Here is a 21,335-nt window from a genome sequence, read left to right as displayed (position 1 = left end):
GGGTTGTCGTTAGCTTTTTCTGATTGAAGTACCTGCAGAGATCAGAGCATCAGTACCTTTCGAACCTGCATTTTGTGCACTGAGTGTCCCTTTTCCTAGCATGCCTTCTGCTATGGAGCCTACGCTATATCCGGCCCAACTCATGGCGGCTAGAAAAACCATCGGCAGCACGATGAACATCGCCCCCATTACATACTCAATGACCTGCGTCGTGACCGTCCCATCCATAAAACCGGATGTGGGCAGCGATAACAGCACTTGATTGGACGCCGAAACTTGGTTGTACAAGGTATCGAGCATGCTGGAGTCGACCCAGCGGGCGAGTTCCCACCAGAAGCTCAGCATGTGCAGCGTGAACAGAGCGAACGTCACCGTCATGACGGTCTTCAACTGGTAGGTACTGACCAACAGAATCAGCGGCAAGCTGATGATGACGCCCATGATCAGAAAAGCCTGCACCATCGGTAGGGCGGCGCGTAGCGCATTCATTGCGGGAAAATTACTGAAGGAACCCAGTGCCAATCCGGTATTGGTGGCCAGGTTATTGAGGCCCTGATTGATCGAGCCGCCGCGGGCACTGGAGCCATAGTCCTGGTACACCTGTCCGGGCGACATGGACATCGATTGCTGGCGCGGGCTGACCAGCTCACGCAGGGTGGCATCCTCGATCTCGTTGCTCGAACGACCAGTCAACCAACCTTTCAGCTGAGTCAGCAGCGAAGGATCGACCTGCTCGATCAAGCGCTCACGCAATCCGACACCGCTAGCGCTCCACCACTGCTTGCAGGTGGGGTAGCCCGCGCCATTCTCCAGCCGAGGCAAGGAGACATCGCGGCTTTCGTCATACGGCCAGCTGACGCGCGGTGTGTGTGAGCGATCCGTATCGTAGTAGCCAGGCGTATCAAGAAAATAGCTTGAGCCGATCCAGGACGCATCATGACTTTGAGCCTTGTCCAACTGGGGACGGTTGGTGAACAGCCGGGAGCGAGAATAGCCATAGCAGTCGCGGGTGAAGTCGGCGACTTCTTGCAGCAGGACCTGGCTGTTGATGCGCGAACTGTCGATCTCCATGCGCATTTGTCGGATATCCGGTGCGCAGGGGATGGAAGCGGTGGCCGCCGCGGTTACCCCTTTGCTTAAGGCATGCACCAGAAACCACCAGATCGGCACGTTGGCAGATCGTTCGCCAATGGTGTTGAAGGTGGTCCCCCAAGCGGTTTCCGCTGGCCTGGCCACACTGGCACCGCAGCGCTGGCTCGACGCATCATCGAATGCCATTGACGTGAGGCTCAACGGAAAGACCGGCGCACAGCCGAACAACACGACGATGTAGGCCAGCCACAACCGGTTCTCGATCCGCGGCACTGAGAGCAGTCCCTTGTTACCTTCATCCGCGCCTTGCTGACGGGCCGACAGCCATTCTTGCAGGATGATTGCACCAAAGGGGGCGGCGAATAGCCCAGTGTCGGACAGGACGCTCCAGAGGCCGTTATTGATGATCCAGGCCAGCAGGGAGAGGTAAAACTCCAGGTAGCTGTTGGTGCTCATGAGCATGGTGACAACCTCACAATCGGGTGAACTCGACGCAGATGAAGAGTGCGAGCCCCATTGCCCAAATGCGCTGCACGCGCAGTCGATCCTGTGGTCGATGTCGGTAGCGCCGAAGCAGGTCCCACCAGAGCGCAAAGAGAGCGCCGTAGAGCAGGGCGCGCCACCACCGCAGATAAGGTCGTGCGGATTCGAATGCCTGCTGCCATGCCTCGAAACTACCCAGCGCAGTGCGGCCGATCCAGGCGACCAGTGCGGCGCTCAGGATCATCATCGCGGCAATCCTCAGACTCGAAAGCAAAGTGAATAGCGCTGAGCGTTTCATGGCTCACTTGCGCCTGGCGTCAGCGTCATTGAGTCGGCCCGGCTCAGGATCGCCTTGCTCGACGGTGCGCGAAGCATCAGCACCGCCGGCATGCCGATCGAGCACCAAGCTGGCGGTATTGGTGGCGAGCATCTGCCGGACCTGCAGCTCGGTTTGTAGCAGACGTATTTCGCGCTCCAGGGCGTCGATATTTTTCGTCAAAGCTGTCTGGGCTGGCTCGGCTGAAGCGATGTTCGGTTCGTGACTACCTGCCAGTAGGGTGCGCAGTAGCAGGAGCGCCTTATCGAGTACGCTGGACAGGGCCGTCTCGCTGGCCAGACGTCGCGCCAGCAGATCCTGGTCGGGATCGTCGCGCAAGGCTTCGATCACGCCACGGGTCACCGGCAGTATTGGGCTCGAGGCTTTAGCCAGATTGTCAGGGGTAGGCGGCAGTGAACCCGACAGCAGCCCTTGCAGGGCCTTGAGACGTTCGCTGTAGGCCTCCTGGATCAGCGGCGTCAATCCGCTGCCAGCGGTCGCACGCAGGGTTTCGCAGGTGTCGCAGGTCGCGACTTCGCTCTCGCCCAGCACGCGAACGGCCCATTCGGACTCCTCCTGGGGCGAAGCCCATGTGTGGCAAATGGCCCCACCCAAACAGTCGCTGCTACTGATCGACGCACTGTCATCCACCGTCCGGTTATGCAGCAAGTTGTAGCCCGCGCGCACTACGTCGGAGGTCACCCGAATGGGCGTCTGCCCATTACCTCCGGCCTTTGAACCGCCGACCCAGGACACCCCATTGTTGCCGTTATGGGCCTCGGTGTTTTTCACCGCAGCCACCGCATCACCGCCGGTTTGCTCCAGGTTGCCTTGCATTTCTTGGTTCTTGGCCAGCGCGCCCCAGCCGGCTTGACCGACCTTGTCCGCCATCTTTTCGGCCATGGCCTGGCAGGTCAGCTTGGAGCGGTCGAAGTCGATGCGCCCCTGCATCACCCCGTTACTCAGCAACTCATAGAGACCGGGGTTGGCGCGCTGGATGATCAACGCCGGCAGCGACATCACCGCTTGGGTCGCGTTCTGCATGATGCTGCCCATGATCTGCTGGAAACCTTCGGTCACGCCGTTCAGTTGGTTTTGCAGGGTGTTGGTGAGGCTCATGTTTCCGCACATCATGTTCGCTCGCCATGACCCGCCGACACCGAGACCACTGGGTCGGTAGAGCGAACTCGGTGAGCCGACTGCCGAGCCGCCACCGATGGTGTACATCACCCGGTCGTCGAGCACTTCGCCTTGAGTGCCCAGGCGGTAATCACCTTCGGCGGCGTCGGCATGCGTGGTCATGGTAAGCAGTCCGTAGAGCACCAGACTCATCGTGGCCAACCAGGGTCGCGCGCGAAGCCCGCTCATGAAGCACCGCCTTCGAAGTCGATACTAAACAGAAAGGTCTGCCCCTCACGTTTGCAGCAGCTATACGGACGCCATAGCGACCAGGCATAGGCGCCATCCGCGCTCTGTACCGAATCGCTGGGGAAGATGGCGCACGTCGGTTGAATTTGGGGGGAGAGCAATTGCCATTTGTGGGTTGATGCATCGTTTTCAACGATAGGACCAGGCGGCCAGTAGCCGTCGCGTGGTATGGGTGTGAGCGGTACATACACATGTGGTTGCCAGTTGCGGGTAATCACATCACCCGCCCGTTGCGCCATGACGGCGGCCGCCTTGAAATCGTCGGGCTGTACCAGAAAGCCCTGCCGGGGATAAACGTTGCCCCACATGTTTCCCAAAGCCTGACGACCAATTTCACGGATCCCCGGCATGAGCGACTCGGGGTAAAGACTTTCCGGAATGCCATGGCGCCAGGCCAGTGAGTCCAGGGTGCTCAGGTAGTAGGGCATGAACGCAGTTGCACCGCTGGCGCAGGCATAGCCGGATTGAGAAGCCAATTGCGTTGCGGCCCAGCCACCGGGATGGCCAATACCGTCGACGTTCTTGAAGCGGGGCAGGTTGTCGCGGCGGATGTTCGGCGTGATCAGGTTGCCGCCGCCTTCAGCTCCGCTGATGGGAGAGGAGAGTGTGGCCATCTCGGTCCAGGGATTATTGCCAGTGGTGGCGTAGCTCGAGACCACCAGCTCAGGAATGAAATGACGAACCTTGGTGGAGGTTTTGACTGTGCAGCCGAAGGGCGTGCAGAGGAGCCAGAAACAAATTCCGACGACCCTGTAGTCGAGACAGCTTGGAGAAAGCACGGAGGAAGTGATGCTGGCGGTGTCCAGCGCCACGCTTGGGCCGCACGCCAGCAGGATGCTCAGCGCCAAGGGACGTAGCTTTGTGGGCGGGACTGACGAGTAGGCAACAGGCATGATCCAGGCTCTTGGTGTATGGCCTGGGCAGGTTCGGTTAGGGACTGAAGACTGTCAGTGGAAATTATGAAGGTGGATCTATCGGGTTTGTGATACGTGAGACTATTATTTGACGTGAAGGGAACTGCGCAGGATATCGGGTTCCACAAGTAACTGATCTGCGGTAATTTCGAAAATATTGGCGAGCTTGCACAGGACCAACAGCGACGGATTACCCGTGCATCGTTCGATTTGACTGACGTAGGTGCGATCCACCTCGGCCATGAGCGCAAGCTGCTCTTGGGTAAGGTTTTTCACGCGTCGCATCAAGCGGATATTTTCCGCCAGCTGCAGACGAAGCTGTTCGTAGTCTTGAGTCATGCGCGCAAATTGCGCCTTGAGGGACTCTCAATCCACGGGATATAGTCTACATTGGCATTGATCTAGGCCATTTGATGCTCATGCCTGTTATCGAGCTTTCATTTGGCTTCGTTAAGCTTTTCGAAGCTGGGCCCAACGTCTAACAATAAATCAGAAATCTAGGGTGTGTATGGACGAAAACTACATTTCAATTCCTGCGGCGGATGGTTGCCCAAGTCTTCTGACACCTTGGGGCAACGAGTTTGCCTCGATGATCGAACGTGGCGTGCAATGTGCTCAGGCTTGGCTTGACACGCCCGGCGAGATTCCACTGTGGTGGGAACTGGCGCAAACACGCAAGACCCTTCCTGTCGGTGACTGCCAGGATGCTTTTGAAGCAGGTTTTTTGTTGAGGGTTCAACAGCGGCTTCAGCGCGGCACACGGATACCTGTATCGACTTGACCACCCGTTTACATTTAGCCAAGCCTGTCGCATTGGCACAGACCAGCAGGTTACAGTCCTGAGTCACTTGTGGTTTTTAGGTGCAGCGTTTTTGTCCCGATGTTTTGCTCTGCGACTCGCGCTGCCCTCGATAAAAAGCGAGCGGGCATCAGGTTGCGCAACGGAGCCCAGATATGTGGCAGCAACCCACCGATCTCTCTCATTTTCTGCGTGGGAAACCGCACCAGCATATCTTTTAGAGGGCACATCACGATGGTAAACAAACTCGATCTGCGTCAAGAAATGAAAAAGATGCTACGTGTAAAGACTGCCATTCTACTTCGCTCGCCAGGTGACTCCCTCGCAGACATCGTCGCTTCTGATCGTGAAGCGTTCTCGGGCATTCGTGTGTTGTTCGCGAGCGATGAGGGAGGGGTTCCATTGCAGGCTCTGGGCAGGTCAGATAATCCAAATGTGCCTGTGGCTCCTCTATTTGCTGGAAAGGGCATTTTTGCATTTTCCGATGCTATCGAGAGGCAGATGAGGAGCGGCAGTGCCCCCTTGGAGTTTCCATTTTTCTCACTACTCGATACAAATTTCCTTACTGAGTTACCTGGTTTTTTTCGTCATGAAAAGTCGAAACACCGCGAAAAGGTGAGGGCGACCTTGCAGTTCATTGAAGATCAAAGCGGACGTGGTTTTGATTGGACGTTTGCGACACTGGAAAACCTACGTGAAGTTGTAAAGCCAAATAATCCATGGCCGTACCAGAAAGTTGCGGCAGCAAAGATGTTTGATGCCATGATGCACCTTCCCGAGGTTAGGGATAGAGTGCTGAAAGGGCATGCTGAACAGATTAAGGACTATATACCAGCAGCCGAGGAAATGTGGGATGCATTCTTGACGAATGGGGAGGCATGGGCCTGTATCCAGCGGCGAGATATGATGCAGTCAATAATTTTACGCGCGATGCTGGAGTGCTGGAATGGCCAAGGCGTGGATGACGGTATTCGCTGCCTGGTGGATTTCTGCCTTGATAATTTTGACCTCATGCCCTTAAAAGAGCTTTATTTTGGATGGAAGGCTCTGAGCGGATTCGCTGATAAGCAAAGTAGAATGCCCATCTTTGACGAACCCGCGTTGCGGAACCCAAACGGAGATTCGAATGACAGGATTTCCGCGCTTGCGTGGGACCTCTATATGTTTCGACATTGTGAAACGCTTATGACAGAAAAAAAGGGCAATCAGTTCATGATTCCTGTTGTAACTACGCTTGATGATGGATTGTTAAAAGCCATCAAGAGTTGTCCTCTGAGAGCACTTGTGATTCGTGATGAGGCTCGAAAAGTAGAAGCTATATTCGACGATGAAATGGACTTTGCCAATTGTCTAGATCGTGCGCTTTCGGATGAAACAAAAGCACGAATTAATAACCCAGAGCGTATGGTCAGACCGAAACGTATATCGAAGCATGACTTGAGTTATCTGATAAACAGCTTGGAGTCGGAAGTGAAGAAGGCTGCTAATGCAAGGTCGCAGCCAGGGTCGCATCATTAACAATAGAAAGTGGTGTTGAAACTGACAGAAATAAATTTTATTTAGAGTAGCCCCACGCGGGCGATGACCAGCAACTGACCACCCGGCTAGGTGTTCAATACGAATGCAATCAACTGTTCAGTTGTCGTGCAAACGTCCGGTCAGTTGCGATGCTATTTCGCAGCTCACTCTCTGAGAGCGCGATACCCGAATAGCTATTCCTATGTTGGTTCTATTCCTCGCGCTCTATCGATCCGTTCAGCTACCCGGTAAGCCGCTTCCAATTCCGAGGAGCCGTTCTCCTGCATCAGTGTCCAGCGCTCGGCCTTTTCCTCGGGCTCCGTCATGGCCAGGGCGAGGTAAAGGCTGGGTGGCACGGCCCGAAACAGCGTCTCGAGCTTCTTCGACAGCACCACTCCTTCAGTATATTTGCCCGGTTCCTTGCTGGCGGAGAGCAGCAAGGCTTTCTGTGCCGGTGTGAGCTTCTTGAAGCGAGCGATTTCTTCGATCTCCGCTGGCGGCATGTTCAAACAGATCCACCATTCGATCATGTTGAGCATGGTCTGCGCCGCAGTGGGGAAGTCGGCAAGGTTTTGCGTCGACAACCAGAACCACGCGCCGAGCTTGCGCCACATCTTCGTCCCCTTGACCACGAATGGCGCCAGCAGCGGGTTTTTGGTGATGATATGGCCTTCGTCGGTGACCATGATGATCGGTCGTCCCAAATACTGATCGCGCTCGGCGAGGTTGTTCACGGTGTTCATCAGGCTGATATAGCTGATGGACATCTGTGCCTCATAGCCTTCGCGAGCGTAAGTGGCCAGATCGACAATGGTCACATCGCTCTCGGGCCAAGGCGTGCCCTCGCGATCGAACAGTTCACCCTCGAAACCCTGGCAAAACAGGTCGATGGACTCGCCCATCTCCTGGGCACGTTCGCGACGCTTTTCCGGTAAGTGCGGGTCGGCGGCGACGCGCAGCAAGGCGTTGCGCACGTCGCGAGTCAGTACCCGACGACTTGCCGCGACACAGGTCTGCGCCGCATCGAGAATGCACTCGCGAATCAGGCTGCGGTCGGCTCGACTCAGGCGCGCTTCTTCCTTGGCTTCGCCGCCGGTGATCATCAGCCGGGCGGTGATTTCCAGTTCGCCGAGAACATCGCGATGGTCTTCTCGACTGCTTACCACCTCATCGTCCCACTCATCGATCGACAGACTCGCCACCTGATCCGGCTGCTCGACCAGGCGCCAAGCATCGACGAACGGGGCGAGACTGACCGAGGCGCCAGGTTTCAATTGGACCTTGTTGACCGACAGGCCCTGTGTCGCGAAGTAGTCGCCCTGCAAGCCGAATGAGTTGCCGGCCTCGACGATAAACAGGCGAGGGCGGTACACGGCCATGATCTGCATCAGCAGGGTGACCAGGGTGGCGGACTTGCCGGCGCCGGTGGGGCCGAACAACAGCAGATGACCATTCATGGCTCGGTCCAGGCGTGATAACGGATCAAAACTCAACGGCGAGCCGCCACGATTGAACAGGGTGATACCCGGGTGGCCGGTACCTGTGCTGCGGCCCCAGACTGGAACGAGGTTCGCTAGGTGCTGGGCGAACATCAGGCGCGTGTACCAGTTGCGCGTGTCGCGGGCCGGGTTGTAAGCCATTGGTAACCAACGCAGGTAACTGTTGCAAGCGGCGACTTCATCGCCTTCGCGTACAGGTTGCAGCCCCGCACCCAGCAGCGCGTTGGCAAGGCTGACTGAGCGCTGGTGCAGTTGCTGTTCATCGTGACCGCGCACGTAGAACGTCAGGGTGCCGCGGTAAAGCTTGTGCTGGCGGCCGATGATTGCGCGAGCCTCTTCGACATCCTGGCGGGTCTGGGTCGAGGCCAGGTTTTCACCGATGGCTTTGCGCGCCAGGCGGTTCAACTGCTCCTCAAGTACATCCTGCGGTTTGACCACCAGGGTCAGGCTCATCACCGTGCCTTCGGGTAACTGGTCGAACAGGGCATTTACCGCGTCGCCCTTGCGGGTTTCGCCAGTGAGTTGGCCAATCAAGGGCGCCCGCCGCAGCTTGTCCACCACCATGACCCGATGGGGCTGATCGTCGAAAAACCAGAGTCCGCGCTGCACATCCGAACGCGGCTCATTGAAAAATAGCCGCTCGGAAAAGTCATGGTCGAAGGGCAGTTCCAGCGACTCACCGTCGCCCGACTCCGGATAGGCCACGCGGCGGTAGAACTCCTCGGGTGCTTCATTGGTGAGCCTGGGCGCCGGATTGAACCAGGGCACTAACCAGGCATACAGACCTCGGCCATCGACTCGCCTCGATTGCACCCCACAGGCACGCAGCGAGGCACCGATCCGCTCACAGACCTGTTGCAAGGATTGCACCGGGGTGAGCCCCGTTTCCTCAGCGTCAGACTCAAGCCAGCGATAGACCGCTAGGCGTACTCGGCGGTTGTTACCGCGCCAGGGCAGGCGCGTCACCACCTTATCCTCAAACAGACCACCGGGCTTGGCGATGGCCTTCAGATGACGGCGGCTGAGTTCCAAATACGCCTCGGTGAAGATGGTGCCTCGCGCTCTGTCCTGAATATAGCCAGTGAGCCGGTTCAGGTAGGGGGTGAAGTCATTGTCGTCCTGGCAGAAAAACTGCGCCACCCAAGGTGCTTGATCCAGCTCGTCAAAGCTATCCTGCAGGGCATCCTCAAGGGCATCGCGGGCCGCCATCAGCCAATCGGGTTCGCGCCCTTCGGTACCGATAGGCAGCAACTCGAACACCGCACCCACCGAGCGATTGTCATCCAGTAGAAAACACTGCTCGGTGTCGAGGTATTCGACCCATGGCAGGTGATCGGTGAAGCTGGGGTTGTGCGCATAGAGTTCCGCTTCATCGGCCAAGGTGGCGCGAGGGCGCAATGGGCTGCGCCAGGCTTTCCACGCAGAAGTGCGGTTGTCCGCATCGCCGCTACGCACTACAGGTCTTCCTGACGTTCACCAGGCAATGCGTACTGCACACGTTGGTAGAACGGAAAGACGGTCGAGTAACCCGGGACCGGTGCCTGCTCGGTACCACTCAGATGCGGATACACGTACAGCACCAGATCGGGATTGGGCAGGCGCGGGAACAGGTTGCGGATCTCGTTCGCCGCTGTACGAGTGTACGACTCCTGGAGAGACGCGGAGACATCTGCCTGAGCCAGCGGGCGGCGTAACTGTTGCCGAGCCTCCAGCAGTTGCTGCTGAGTGCCTTGCGAACTGGCGCCGTTCCAGATGTCCAGCATGGTTTGCTTGCCATGGGGCAGCAGCGTCTCCTTGTTGGTGGAGCACCCCGCCAGGACCCAGCAGAACACGCTAATCCAGGTCAGGCATAGAGGCATGGTCTTTTTCATGGCGAACGCTCCGGCCCTTGGGCTCGTAGTCGATGGTGATCTCATGGTCGAGGTGAAGGGCGACCTGTGCGGCCGGTGGCACGTACACGGCAGCAAAGGCTTCGCCATACAGTTTGTTGACCCACTCGCGGATGTCGCTGACCCCACCACTGAGAATTGAATTCAGCGCGCTGTTGCCCGTGCTGTTGGTGACTCCGAGCGTACTGCCGCCCGAACTGATCACGCTGCTGTTGTTCTGCTCATCCCCGAGCAAGGCGGCGACACCGGCGCCGGCCGCAGTGATCAGGCTCTGGCTGCCGAGGTACTGTTGGGCGTTCGAGCGGCGCTCGCCGGCGATGCAAGGAATGCCATACGGATCGGACAGGTAACCGAGCCCGCCACGGATCTTGTCGGTGTTCGGGCTCTGGGTGGTGGAGGCAGTGCGGCTGGCTATCGCCTTCGGCTGAGGCACCGTGCGGATGGTGCCATCGGTAAACACAAAGGTGATCGACTCGACCTGTCCGCGTACGCAGGACAGGGTCCAGTCACCGGACGCCGTGCCGCTCATCACGGCCCCCGCGACGTCCGGCAGGTCGATGCCGTTGGCGGTCAGGTTCTCCGGACCGACCAGCACCTTGAAGGGATAGGGGTCATTCACGGTGCCGTCCACAGGGACTCGGCCGATCAGCGCGGTCATGGCGACCGAGCCCATCAGCGTGGCGTTTTCGGGGATCGTGTAGACCGGCTTCGCGCCTTCGGTACGATCAACGGATCGCGTCAGGTCGCGCTCACCCTGGGTAACTGCACGTAGCTGTTTCTGGCTGCGATCAATCGCGTTGTCTTTCAAGCCTTCCAGAGAGTTGAAAGCGATAGGCAGGCTCAGTGCGGAGAAAGTCGTGGTTTTGCCTCTGGCGTTGGTGGACGAAGCATCCGAGGGTTCAATCCACTGCAGCGTATCAGTGGCAGAGTGTCGCCCTTCGAACTGAGCCCCATCGCCCGGCTCTAGCCCCAATCCGATCGGCATGTCCTTGCCTTTGCCGGTCAGCCCCGACAACTGTTCCTGCAATTGCGTCAGCAGGCCGCGAGCCTGACGACTGTCTTGTTCCGCTTTGAGTCGGGCCTCGTTGGCTTGGCGGCGGCCTTCGTCGACCTGCTGGGTCACACTGCCAAGCGCGGTCTGGATACGCGAATCGACACTGTTTTCCCGCTCGCGTAGGCGGTTGTTTTCCGTCTGCAGTGAGTCATTGTGTTTCTTCAAACCGAGCATGTCGCTGCGCATGGCCTTCACCTGGCCGACCAGGGTGGCGACCGTGTCGCGTGGGGTATCGCCAGCAATGCCGAGCGACTTGGCTTGCTCGGCGGATAACTGAATATTGCCCTGATCAACTGGGTGCTCTGGAGAGGGCGTGTTGCCACCCGCGACCCAGCTTTTTAGAATGATCAACACCACGGCCAGCAGCGCAGCCGGTACCAGCCATTTGAGCAACGCGTTAGCCTTCATCGCCAGCACCTCGCGCAACGGGCGGAAGCAGCACGGCGTGTTCGAGGCTGGCACTGCGGGTGACGAGATAGGCAATCGTGGTGTCTTCAGCGCTGCCGACAGGCCCGAGGAAAGCATGCTGGAAGGTCGCGGCGAACAGCTTGGCCTGAAGCCGACGCGGATCGAGTTGTACCGTCTCTGGACCACGATTGCGCAACTTCACCGCCGTCACCCAGTAGTCACCGAGTCGCCAGGCGGCGATGGGCGTGCTGGACACGTTTTCGGTGGGCAGCAGGGTTGGCAATTCGGTGCGCAGCTTGAGTGGGACGCGGCGTACGCCGGGCAGGGATTCTACGGTGCGCAGCGGCGCGTAAAGGCTCTGCGCGGCATAACGCGTCAAAGCGACCGGGATCGGTGTACGTTCTGGAACAAGGACGGTGCTAGATTCAGCCTCGGTAGCTTGCACCTGAGCATTCTTGAGGATACGCACGGGCTCCAGCGGTTGATCGCCGGGAGTGGCCGCGATATCCAGTAGGATGATCTCGCCCGTCGCGACCGATTGCAGTTGCAGTCGGGTCGGGGCAATGGCTTCCGATGCGCGCAGGTACAGCGTCCCGCCGGTTGATTGCACACGCAGTTTGCCCGTCAGGGATGAGGGCACACCGACTCGAACATTCTCATCGACAAAGACCACCCGCTCCTGATTGATCACCAGCGGGACCGCGAGGGGAAGACGTTCCCAGTGCATCAGCTCGACGGCCTGCGCCGCAACTCCCCATAGCATCAGTACGACGGTAAGTCCCAGGGTAGAAATCCGTTTCATGGCTCACCTCCAGGCAGGGAGATTTTTTGCGGAGTGCCCTGATAACAATCCAGTGCCAGCCCCCACTTATTGCGTTCTGGGTCCAGGTCGAAACGCACTACGCGTAATGGATAACGCACCACCACCCGTTTCACCGGTTCCGCGGCGTAATACTCATCGGCGTTGAGGTCGAGCTTGACCAGCCAGCTGTCGCGGTCGAGTTGCTTGACCCTAAGCTCCGGATCTTCGCTGTAACCTCGGCCCAGAATTTCGTAGACGCCACGCACCCGCTGGCGCAGTTCGCCAGCGGCCTTGCGGTACTCGTAGTCGCCGTCGAGGAAGGCCTTGCAGGCGGGTGTCAGGTAGGACTGCAAGCCATAGATGGCGCGGCGATAATCCTGCTCGCCATCCGAGGGCCAGCGGTTGAGCTGGCCAAAGATGTACAGGGCAAAGGCATAGACATTCTCTGAGGGGATATCCCACCACTTGCGGGTGCTGCCCGAGCGCAGATCTGGGGGTACATGCACGGTCAGATCGGTCGGTGCCGTATGCCAGCCGTACCAGAGCCCGGCACAGACCAGGGCAAGGATCATTACCGCCAGACGCAGGCTGAAGATATGCGCCTGTTGGGCATCGACCTTGTTTCGAAATCGGCTCATGGCTGCCACCGGGACAGGGCAGGGCGCAGTCGACGCGAACGGCGAACCGTCCAGGCGCCGGAGTGGAGAATCAAACTTCCGTGCCCCAGGCGCCAACGGCTGGCGAGTACCCATTCGAGTTTGCGGTACAACCAGGTCTCGGGCCGGGCCCGTTTGACCCGACGCAGTAGCGTGCCACCGGCGAATAGCACCACCGCCATACTCGCGATCATGCTGGTTGGCGCCACGGCAATGGAGGCGGTAGCAATCGTCAGCGGAACGCCCAGCAGCAGGCCAATGACCGCACCGCTACCGAGCGCTACCCACATCTCATCATTGGTCAAACCGCGCAATACGGCGGGATCACGATTGAGTCGCTCTGGGAGAAAGACCAAGGTGCCGTCAGCAAGGCGTTCGATAGTGTCGTTCATGCCAACCTCACAGAATCGCGGCAGCCTTGGTCAAAAACCAGATGATGATCACCACCAGCAGGGCACCGATGCCGACTACAGCACCCAAATCCTTCCAGGTCTTGCGCTGATTCTGTACGTCGGCATAGACGGTCAACGAGTGCCAAGCCACCCCCAAGAAAGCGAGTAAGGCGATCAGCAGACCGAGCAGGATGCCGCCGTCGTAGGCGTAGTTTTTGATCGTCTCGATCAACCCGGACCCTTCGCCGCGCGAAGGGGCTTCCATGGTGGGGAGTTCGGCAAACGCCAAGCTCGGACCGAGCACCAGCAGCAGACCGATCAAGCGCTGACTGGCACGATCACGCAGGTTTTTTTTCAGCGGGGCAAGGCACTTGAGCATGACGGCGATCTCCTGGATTAAGACAGGGTGAAGAACATCAGGACGAGTAGGGTGAGCGTGACGCGCGCGGCACTGCCGCCGAAGGCTCCAAAGCGCACACTGCCTGTCGCCCAACCCCGGTAAGCCGTCCACATCACCCAGGCGCACCACAGCAAAGCCAGGACGAGAACCAAGGAAAGCCACAGCGTTGAGCTGCTCTGCGCCGAGATGCCGGAGGCGTTTTGGAACGCTGAGGTTTGGGCGTCAGTCATGCTCATGGCGAGGGCTCCGCAGTCGGAGTGTCGAGGCGGTAATCACCGACCAGTTCACTGGGATCTCGGGGTTGCGCACGGGAAGGGAACAGATAGCTCTGTACACCTTGGCGGATGCGCTGAATGTCCTGGGTCAGTCGGGGGTAGTCGAAGCGGTAGCGCTCATTTGGTTGAGCGCTGCCTGAAGTCTCGGCTTGAGCGGCTAGGCGCTCGATAATGTCCAGCTGCTGCTGGACTAGGCTGAGCTCACCCTGTTCATATTCAGATGCGGCATAGCCGCTGCTATCGACGGCAGCTAGCGAGAGTAGTAAGCAACGAATGATGGTCGTCGGCATGATGCTGGCCCTTATGGATCTGGGGAGCAGAATCAAGTCAGAGGTCGAATTATTCCGTAAGAAACCTGAGGTCTGATGAATCGCTTTTTCTGGGGAAGGACTGGGGATGTGCATTACAGCTAATGTGGCCCTTCGACCGTTGGTGGAAAATGGTTGAGGCTCTAGGGAAGCTCCACTCTCGATGACTTTCGTTGATGATGATATCGTCACAACCCCTTTTCCGTGAAAAAGGTAACCCTTTAGAGTATTACCACTCCTGAAAGCTCCAGATCACAAGGTTAGAGCGCCTCGTAACTGAATAACTGTTACAAGGCACTCTGTCTTGAACGGAAATTAGTCATCAGTCAAGAAGAAGCTGGAGCAAGCCTGTTATGCGAAGTAAGCGCTGGTTGGGTATCCGGCGCGGCAGTCCAGAGGTTCCGCCGCGATCAGAGCGCCATGCCGATGGGCGCGTATTTGCGCTCATCTGACCAGCCGATTGCATTGAATCCGCCCCCTGTGCATCCGACTTGACCCGCAGACGTCAGAGGAGCAATGGGCAGAGAACGGCCAATTCTGTTGAAAAAGTCCGCCATGGATTCCACGGCAGAAAAGTACGCGTCTGAGATTGAAATCCTTACATTGAGCAGAGGCTTCCGGGCTCAGATTTCAGTCGGCAGAACAGCCTTTACTGGGTCAGTTTTCGGTCAGCGGCAACAGCTGCTGAGCCGTTTTAACTGTTCCTGAAAACGTCGTGACCTTGATCAGTTTGCGAAACGTGAGCACGGTCTCCAAGCATCGATATAGAAAACCCAATCTGACGTTTTTACACACTCTGGGCCAATAGCGGCCAGTCGATAACTCATACAGCTTTCGGGTGAACAGATTGCGCCTGGCGTTCAGCGCGTGCCGTCAAAACTGCGAATGCGGCAGCAGCTAGACTGCCGCCGACAGCAATTCCCAAGCGCATGTTGGCGGCCGCTAACTAATACGGGGGAGCGCAGAGTGACCATAATGAAGTTCGTCCAACAATGATTTGAGGTTGAACAGCTATGAGCGCAGGGGAGCGCTGGACTGTGAAGTGCCAAGACGCTGCGGATGGAAGTGGGGACCTCATCGTCGATTTACCACCAGAGCTGCTTTTGAAAATGGGCTTAAGCCCTGGGGACGAGTTGACGATCGAGGTATTGGATGGGGTGATTGTCCTTAAGCCCACACGTCACGACAGTCCCTAACCGATGCCCCGCCCTTCCACTGATAGGGCCACATCTCAGAGCGACCGCCTCACGCCCTGAGGAAGTCAGTCAACCTAAATCGAGGTTCTTGAGGAGCGGTGAACCACGCCTCCTCAAGGCATTCAAATAGGTCGTTTCCTGCGGTCTTAGATCTCGACCGCTGCCCCCTCTACGTCAAGTCAATCGTCACCTTGTCGGCTACCATCACAACACGCCGTCAGTTCGTTTTAGCCACCCAGGCATTGAAGCGCTGCTCAAGCTCTTCACCATGGTTGACCCAGAACTCACTGTCGATCGGCATCGCCTGCGCCAGGTTACTCGGGGCGGTGTTCAGGCGCGACGCCAAGGTCGGATCAAGTAATGACGCGGTTTGCTGGTTGGTCGAACCATAACCGAGCTTTTCGGTATGAACCTTCTGATTTTCCGGGCGAAGGGAGAACGCAATAAACTGCTCGGCCATCGTTTTGCTCTTGCTGCCTTTCGGGATCGCCCATGAGTCGATGGCATAGATACTTCCCTTCCAGACGATCTGCACGTTGGCCCCCGTCTCCTGGGCCGCGAAAACCCGACCGTTGAACGCTGTACTCATGACCACATCACCGCTGGCAAGGAACTGCATCGGCTGCGCGCCTGCCTCCCACCATTGAATATCAGGTTTTATCTGGTCAAGTTTGCGAAACGCTCGATCAACACCCTCCTTGGTAGACAGCACTTTGTAGATGTCGGCATAAGCCACGCCATCGGCCATCAATGCGGCTTCCAGCGTGTACTTGGCCCCCTTGCGCAGGCTGCGTTTGCCAGGAAACTTCTGTGTATCCCAGAAGTCGGTCCAGCCGGTCGGCGCGACCTTGAGTTTGTCAGCGTTGTAAGCTATCGCCATCGACCAGACCAGCATACCGGCACCGCATTCGGAGAACGTGCCGGGCACGAAGTCAGACGGCTTGCCGAACTGTGCCGTATCCAGATGTTCAAACATCCCCTCGTCACAACCGCGAATCAGTTCTGGCCCCTCGACCTGTACCGCATCCCAATTGACGCTGTTAGTGTCGACCATGACCTTGATGCGGCCCATTTCACCGTTGTACTCACCGGCCACCACCTTGTTGCCGGTGACTTTTTCGAATGGTTTATAGAACGCTTCCGACTGCACGTCCTTGCTCACTCCGCCGAACGAAATCACGGTCATTTCACCCGCCATGACACTCGACGTGATGGCTGTGAGGAACAAGGCTACGATTGCTTTCTTATTCATGTCTACCTCTAGGATTATTGGTTTTGGCAGATTTGAAACCCGCTTGGCAGTGTTCAGGGTGATCACTGACAGCTATCCCATCCCTGACTCTGGGGCCAGTAGAATGGTGACTCCAGTCATAGGTAACGGCCTGACCGTCGACCGTACTTCAGCACCGGTAATCCACTCGATCACCGGCAATCAGGCGCAGTGCGGACGCCCAGGCGAGTTGGTGCAGCTCTTGATCGATCTCGTCATCGGACTGCCGCGCGGTTAATTCGCATACTGCCTCAGGGGGCGTCCGCAGCGGCCGGCCGCCGGCCAGGGCCTGAACCTGGGCCTGGCAAGCGCGCTCCAGAAAATAGATCTGATTGAACGCTTCGGCGATGGACCGGCCTGCGGCGAGCAACCCGTGATTGCGCAGAATCATCGCCATGTGCAAACCCAGGTCGCAAACCAGCCGGTTGCGTTCTTCGGGGTTCAACGCGATACCTTCATAGTCGTGGTATCCAAGCCGTCGGTAGAACTTGAGTGCATGCTGGCTGATTGGCAGCAGCCCCTCTTCCTGCGCGGAAACCGCAATACCGGCTGAAGTGTGGGTATGCACGATGCAAGCGACATCGGGGCGTGCCGCATGGATCGCCGAGTGGATGTTAAATCCAGCGCGATTGACACTCCCAGGGCCGTAATGTGAGTCCACGGCATTGCCTTCATGATCGATCTTGATCAGATCGCAAGCTCGCATTTCGTGGAACAGCACACCGTAGCGATTGATCAGGAAGTGCCCCTCCTCGCCGGGTACGCGGGCGGAGATATGCGTATCGATCAGATCGGTCATGCGAAAGTGTGCGAGCAATCGATAAAGTGCAGCCAGATCGCATCGGGTTTCCCACTCTTCGCTGGAGATCCGGCTACGATCGATTTGATAGCTGATGTCGTGCATTACGCATCCTTGTTCATGGTATGTTTCGACCGAATTGGTCGACCGGCAATGAGGTGATCTTGCAACACCCTTTACCGGTGTACCATGAACAGAAAAGGCTTCTGGGCTGCATCACTGTTATGGTCATTTTACCGATACACCCACCGCAGAACGCCACGCTTGGACGGTTGTTTCTATGATGTTTTTAGACCCCAGCTCGGAGGTGTCACTGGTCAGCCAGATCGTCACCGGTATCAGCCTGGCGATCAAAGAGCAGCGCTTGCGCCCCGGTAGCAAATTGCCGTCTATTCGCAAATTTTCCCAGACTCACAAAGTCAGCCACTTCACCGCGGTCGAGGCCTATGATCGGCTGGTTGCGCTCGGTTATCTGACACCAGTGCGTAATGCTGGCTTCTATGTGCGCGACATGTCGTGCGGGACGCTTGCCGAGCCCGCACCAGCGACAACCGTGACAGACAACGAATTTGATTTCGACGCCTATCTGCTGCTGCAAAAAGTCTTTCAACCAATGGGCATGGAGCTGCGTCCCGGCGTCGGTTTGTTACCCGAGCAGTGGACCGATCACGAAGGCCTGCAACGCAGCCTGCGTGCCATAGGCCGTAGAGAATTGAGCGATTTTTCCGGCTACGGACTCGCCAAGGGTTGCGCACGATTACGGGCCAAGCTGGCTGAAAAACTGGCAGACACGCGCATTGCTGCGCACCCGGAACAGATCATGTTGACCAGCGGCGGTAGCCATGCGCTGGACTTGGTGGTGCGCTACCTGGTGCAACGCGGTGACAACGTATTGGTCGACGAGCCGGGTTATCACAACCTGTTCCTCAACCTGCATATGCAAGGGGCCAAGCTACTGGGCGTACCGCGCACCCGCGACGGAGTTGACCTTGCCGTACTTGAAGAACTCATTCACCTTCATCGTCCCAAGGTATTTTTCACCAACACCCGCCTGCAATGCCCCACCGGCACCAGCCTGTCGTTGGCAGTCGCCCATCGGCTACTGCAACTGGCGGAAAAATACGATTTCCTGATCGTCGAGAACGACATCTACGCCGACCTCGACCCGACCGGTCAACAGGCGTTGGCCGGCATGGATCAGTTGTCGCGGGTGATCTATATCGGTAGTTTTTCCAAAACCATCGCCCCGGCGCTGCGAGTCGGCTTTATCGCCGCTCACCAGGAACTGATCGACGAACTGGTGCCGTTAAAAATGGTCAGCGGCCTGACCACTTCGGCAATAGCCGAAGAATTGGTGCTCGATGTACTGCTGCAGGGACGGCATCGCAAACACATCAAACAACTGCAGAGCAATCTGGCGCAAGCTCACGAAACCGTGGCTTGCAGGCTGGAAGCCGTGGGAATGGAAATATTCGCCAAACCACACGCAGGACTTTTTCTGTGGGCTCGTCATCCGCTGATCGAGGACTCCACCGAACTCGCCATGAAGGTCAAGGATGAAAAAATCCTGCTCGCACCCGGGCAATTGTTTATGCCGGATGCTCGAGTAGTGCCCTGGATGCGCTTCAATGTAGCGCATTCGATAGACGACCGGATTTATGAGTTGTTAGCGCGCGAAGCTGACGGACCGCTTGGCCATTGAGTAGAAAATATTCTCGGCGCAAACCCGATCAGCCTGAAGTGCTCAGGCTTTCCATCGGGAACGGTTAATCACACTCGCTTTGGCGACATGGCACCTCGACCGTCAAAGTGCCATGCTCCATGGATTTCTATTGGATCAATTGCCATATTTCCTTCATTCAAACTCAATGGCCGGGCCTGGCTGTGTGAAAACGTTTTAGTGCGAGTTTGACAGTCAGAACCGCAACGAAAATCGCGTTCCTACGCAAATTTCAGGTCTGCTGACCAACCAAACGCTGGCAGATTTTACGTAGCTACGCAGGCTGCAAAACGGGGGCTGCGTTTTTACACAGCCTCGGCCGATTGCTGTCTGTCGCTACGCTAGAAATTGGCAGGTTATTGCCGATCTGCCGCATTGATCAACGGAGAGACAGACTTCAGCAGTAACATTGAGAGCGCTGGTGATTTCCTGCGCGGACTCTTCAACTCCGTGAACGACTTTCGACGCTGGAGGCAGGTATACGAGAGCTGCGATGAGAACGAACGTCTCTCGCTGCTGGTAGAGCATTCGCCCCTACTCGACCCTAGCGCTGGGAGGCCCACAGGCCACGGGGCCGAATGTGTACGCAGCACCACATGAATCAGCCATGGAGAAGATCGAGTGGATGTCAGATATTTTCTTGGGTTGCGTACCGCCTTCATCCGTCACTACTTCGATGAAGCTGGAGCACCATTTCGAGAGACAATTCGGAAGATTGATGCCAAGGATGCGCCGTTCGAGGAACCCGAATGGGATCCCGAGACGATGAGCGATGAGCCACCATTTCTTAACGAATGGCTCCAGGCCCAGACTGGACTGGAGGTTATCGGCCAAACCTGCGTCTCTATGCTCTCAGAGAGCTTGAAAGTTTACCTTCGTACCTTGGAGCGCAACGCTGGACTGGACTGCGAAACTGAATGTGGTCCGAAGGTTTTTAAGAAGGGATTTATAAGCGGGTACCGGATCTGCTTTGAGAAGCTCGGCGTAGACTGGACGAACTGCCCTGTGGATTTTGACGTCTTGGAGCAGGTGGTGCTGGCCAGAAATGCAAGTCAGCATGTCAATCAAATCACGCACACAAGGGCCAGTCACACACCTGGCGCAATCGGTAAATACCCCAGCCCACTGTTCATCAGTGACCATGAGAAAACACTTATGGAAAATGGCGACGGTAATCTACTCATCGATCCGACAATCCATGTGACCCGCTCTGATTTGCATTTGGCGATCGAGGAGATTGAAAAGCTCGCTGCCTGGTTAGAACCATGATTGATGAAGATCTAAAGTAGGAAAGAGCTTAACTAAGCACTTAGAGATATTTTTTGAACGTCGTCGCTGTGATCGCCACTGCTGTTCCAAGTATCACTGTGCAAGGCAAAAAAATAGCTAAGGGATTGAGCGTAAAGGGTAGGGATAGGTAAATGACCCAGGGCACGATCAGCAATGGTATCAATGCACGTTTGGCACGATGGTAGACAAAACTGCTTTCTCGCCCCGCGCCAAATTTGCGTAGGTCGCGGCGCGTCAAACCATCGACAAAACCGGTGAATGAGGCCAACAAAAATAGTGGTGTGGCCAAGACTAGAATGGTCAAGCGCACCAGGAAGGTAAAGGTCACATACACCGCCGTCAGTACAAAATCCTCAATGCTCACGTAGAGCTGATTGATCCAGCTCCAGAAGCCGTTGCCCTGGCTCGACACCCGCGCCTGCATGGCAAAATCAGCAAAGCCAGTCTTGACCAACAGCCACTTATTGAGGAAATCCAGCCACTGGACAATCGTTGGCCCAGGCTGTTGGATGAGAAGTGAATATTCGAAGTGCTCGCTGAGCCAACCTAACTCACTTGTTAGCATGGCCTGACTATGCCGCCAGCCCTGATCACCCCAGAACAGCAGCAAGCCAGCAAACTCAATCAGAATCGAGAGCAGCAACGAGGCGATCAGCAAACCGATGATGCGCAGTACCAGACTGATCGCCGAGATGATCAGCCCTGGGCGCTGGATGGGTTGTGGCGGCGTGTTCTGGGCGGAAGTCGCCATAGTTCACTCCATTGCGCGCTGCAGAGTTGATGTGGGCACGACTCCTTCTGGATCGTTTTCTGCTGAATTGAAACCT

General features: G+C 57.1%; 22 protein-coding genes. 5 read left to right on the top strand and 17 right to left on the bottom strand.

The genetic code is table 11. The features are described from left to right. Positions 1-9: 9 nt before the first annotated feature. From AC1D1M_RS00790 to AC1D1M_RS00770, 5 genes are all read right to left on the bottom strand, one after another. Complete coding sequence (locus AC1D1M_RS00790) at positions 10-1,554, bottom strand: conjugal transfer protein TraG N-terminal domain-containing protein (RefSeq protein ID WP_477762207.1); 1,545 nt, start codon at positions 1,552-1,554, stop codon at positions 10-12. Positions 1,555-1,564: 10 nt separating this feature from the next. After that, a complete protein-coding gene (locus AC1D1M_RS00785; RefSeq protein WP_477762206.1) occupies positions 1,565-1,873 on the bottom strand; it encodes a hypothetical protein in 309 nt (102 codons plus the stop codon). 3 nt (positions 1,874-1,876) lie between these two features. Beyond that, the gene (locus tag AC1D1M_RS00780) at positions 1,877-3,259 is read right to left on the bottom strand and encodes an integrating conjugative element protein (RefSeq protein WP_477762205.1); all 1,383 of its coding nucleotides are present in this window, start codon (positions 3,257-3,259) and stop codon (positions 1,877-1,879) included. Then, on the bottom strand, positions 3,256-4,212 hold the full coding sequence (locus AC1D1M_RS00775) for a TIGR03756 family integrating conjugative element protein (RefSeq protein WP_477762204.1): 957 nt from the start codon (positions 4,210-4,212) through the stop codon (positions 3,256-3,258). The genes AC1D1M_RS00780 and AC1D1M_RS00775 overlap by 4 nt, the downstream gene beginning before the upstream one ends. A gap of 105 nt (positions 4,213-4,317) precedes the next feature. Beyond that, positions 4,318-4,572: a helix-turn-helix domain-containing protein gene (locus tag AC1D1M_RS00770; RefSeq protein WP_123722475.1), complete on the bottom strand. Its 255-nt coding sequence runs from the start codon at positions 4,570-4,572 to the stop codon at positions 4,318-4,320. 169 nt (positions 4,573-4,741) lie between these two features. On the opposite strand from AC1D1M_RS00770, the gene AC1D1M_RS00765 reads away from it, so the two are divergent. Together AC1D1M_RS00765 and AC1D1M_RS00760 are read left to right on the top strand one after the other, a co-directional pair. Beyond that, complete coding sequence (locus tag AC1D1M_RS00765; protein WP_123722476.1) at positions 4,742-5,014, top strand: LasR-specific antiactivator QslA; 273 nt, start codon at positions 4,742-4,744, stop codon at positions 5,012-5,014. Between the two features lie 252 nt (positions 5,015-5,266). Next, positions 5,267-6,550: a hypothetical protein gene (locus AC1D1M_RS00760; protein ID WP_477762203.1), complete on the top strand. Its 1,284-nt coding sequence runs from the start codon at positions 5,267-5,269 to the stop codon at positions 6,548-6,550. A 200-nt stretch (positions 6,551-6,750) separates the two neighbouring features. Here the strand turns inward: AC1D1M_RS00760 and AC1D1M_RS00755 are convergent, their stop codons facing one another. Genes AC1D1M_RS00755 through AC1D1M_RS00715 form a run of 9 tightly spaced genes read right to left on the bottom strand, consistent with a single transcriptional unit; the run spans position 6,751 to position 14,215 of the window. Next, on the bottom strand, positions 6,751-9,504 hold the full coding sequence (locus AC1D1M_RS00755; RefSeq protein ID WP_477762202.1) for a conjugative transfer ATPase: 2,754 nt from the start codon (positions 9,502-9,504) through the stop codon (positions 6,751-6,753). Then, complete coding sequence (locus AC1D1M_RS00750) at positions 9,504-9,920, bottom strand: TIGR03751 family conjugal transfer lipoprotein (protein WP_477762201.1); 417 nt, start codon at positions 9,918-9,920, stop codon at positions 9,504-9,506. Before AC1D1M_RS00750 ends, AC1D1M_RS00755 begins: the two co-directional genes overlap by 1 nt. Then, complete coding sequence (locus AC1D1M_RS00745) at positions 9,883-11,400, bottom strand: TIGR03752 family integrating conjugative element protein (protein ID WP_477762200.1); 1,518 nt, start codon at positions 11,398-11,400, stop codon at positions 9,883-9,885. Before AC1D1M_RS00745 ends, AC1D1M_RS00750 begins: the two co-directional genes overlap by 38 nt. Further along, on the bottom strand, positions 11,390-12,202 hold the full coding sequence (locus AC1D1M_RS00740; protein WP_477762199.1) for a TIGR03749 family integrating conjugative element protein: 813 nt from the start codon (positions 12,200-12,202) through the stop codon (positions 11,390-11,392). The genes AC1D1M_RS00745 and AC1D1M_RS00740 overlap by 11 nt, the downstream gene beginning before the upstream one ends. After that, positions 12,199-12,840 carry a PFL_4703 family integrating conjugative element protein gene (locus AC1D1M_RS00735; protein ID WP_477762198.1) on the bottom strand — a complete coding sequence of 214 codons (642 nt, stop codon included), beginning with the start codon at positions 12,838-12,840 and terminating at the stop codon, positions 12,199-12,201. Before AC1D1M_RS00735 ends, AC1D1M_RS00740 begins: the two co-directional genes overlap by 4 nt. Next, positions 12,837-13,250, bottom strand: a complete 414-nt coding sequence (locus tag AC1D1M_RS00730; RefSeq protein ID WP_477762197.1) for a TIGR03750 family conjugal transfer protein — start codon at positions 13,248-13,250, stop codon at positions 12,837-12,839. Before AC1D1M_RS00730 ends, AC1D1M_RS00735 begins: the two co-directional genes overlap by 4 nt. A gap of 7 nt (positions 13,251-13,257) precedes the next feature. Then, positions 13,258-13,629: a TIGR03745 family integrating conjugative element membrane protein gene (locus AC1D1M_RS00725; protein WP_477762196.1), complete on the bottom strand. Its 372-nt coding sequence runs from the start codon at positions 13,627-13,629 to the stop codon at positions 13,258-13,260. Between the two features lie 17 nt (positions 13,630-13,646). Next, positions 13,647-13,886, bottom strand: coding sequence for a TIGR03758 family integrating conjugative element protein (locus tag AC1D1M_RS00720; protein ID WP_477762195.1), 240 nt, complete (start codon positions 13,884-13,886; stop codon positions 13,647-13,649). Then, positions 13,883-14,215, bottom strand: coding sequence for an integrative conjugative element protein, RAQPRD family (locus tag AC1D1M_RS00715; protein ID WP_477762194.1), 333 nt, complete (start codon positions 14,213-14,215; stop codon positions 13,883-13,885). Before AC1D1M_RS00715 ends, AC1D1M_RS00720 begins: the two co-directional genes overlap by 4 nt. A 1,031-nt stretch (positions 14,216-15,246) precedes the next feature. Here AC1D1M_RS00715 and AC1D1M_RS00710 point away from each other — a divergent pair. Continuing rightward, positions 15,247-15,429 (top strand): AbrB/MazE/SpoVT family DNA-binding domain-containing protein, encoded by a 183-nt coding sequence (locus AC1D1M_RS00710; RefSeq protein WP_477762193.1) that lies wholly within the window; start codon positions 15,247-15,249, stop codon positions 15,427-15,429. Positions 15,430-15,646: 217 nt separating this feature from the next. Here the strand turns inward: AC1D1M_RS00710 and AC1D1M_RS00705 are convergent, their stop codons facing one another. Further along, positions 15,647-16,681, bottom strand: coding sequence for an ABC transporter substrate-binding protein (locus AC1D1M_RS00705; RefSeq protein ID WP_477762192.1), 1,035 nt, complete (start codon positions 16,679-16,681; stop codon positions 15,647-15,649). A gap of 148 nt (positions 16,682-16,829) precedes the next feature. After that, on the bottom strand, positions 16,830-17,603 hold the full coding sequence (locus AC1D1M_RS00700) for a class II aldolase/adducin family protein (protein ID WP_477762191.1): 774 nt from the start codon (positions 17,601-17,603) through the stop codon (positions 16,830-16,832). Positions 17,604-17,778: 175 nt separating this feature from the next. Here AC1D1M_RS00700 and AC1D1M_RS00695 point away from each other — a divergent pair, with 175 nt between their 5' ends. Together AC1D1M_RS00695 and AC1D1M_RS00690 are read left to right on the top strand one after the other, a co-directional pair. Then, entirely contained in the window at positions 17,779-19,200 is a 1,422-nt protein-coding gene (locus AC1D1M_RS00695; RefSeq protein ID WP_477762190.1) for an aminotransferase-like domain-containing protein, read from the top strand. A 639-nt stretch (positions 19,201-19,839) separates the two neighbouring features. After that, the gene (locus tag AC1D1M_RS00690) at positions 19,840-20,487 is read left to right on the top strand and encodes a hypothetical protein (RefSeq protein WP_477762189.1); all 648 of its coding nucleotides are present in this window, start codon (positions 19,840-19,842) and stop codon (positions 20,485-20,487) included. A gap of 40 nt (positions 20,488-20,527) precedes the next feature. Here AC1D1M_RS00690 and AC1D1M_RS00685 read toward each other — a convergent pair whose 3' ends face one another. Then, positions 20,528-21,259 (bottom strand): TIGR03747 family integrating conjugative element membrane protein, encoded by a 732-nt coding sequence (locus AC1D1M_RS00685; protein WP_477762188.1) that lies wholly within the window; start codon positions 21,257-21,259, stop codon positions 20,528-20,530. Positions 21,260-21,335 lie beyond the last annotated feature (76 nt).

It is taken from the genome of Pseudomonas sp. P1_F7 (genome assembly GCF_056405655.1).
This window is presented reverse-complemented; position numbering and strand designations above follow the sequence as displayed.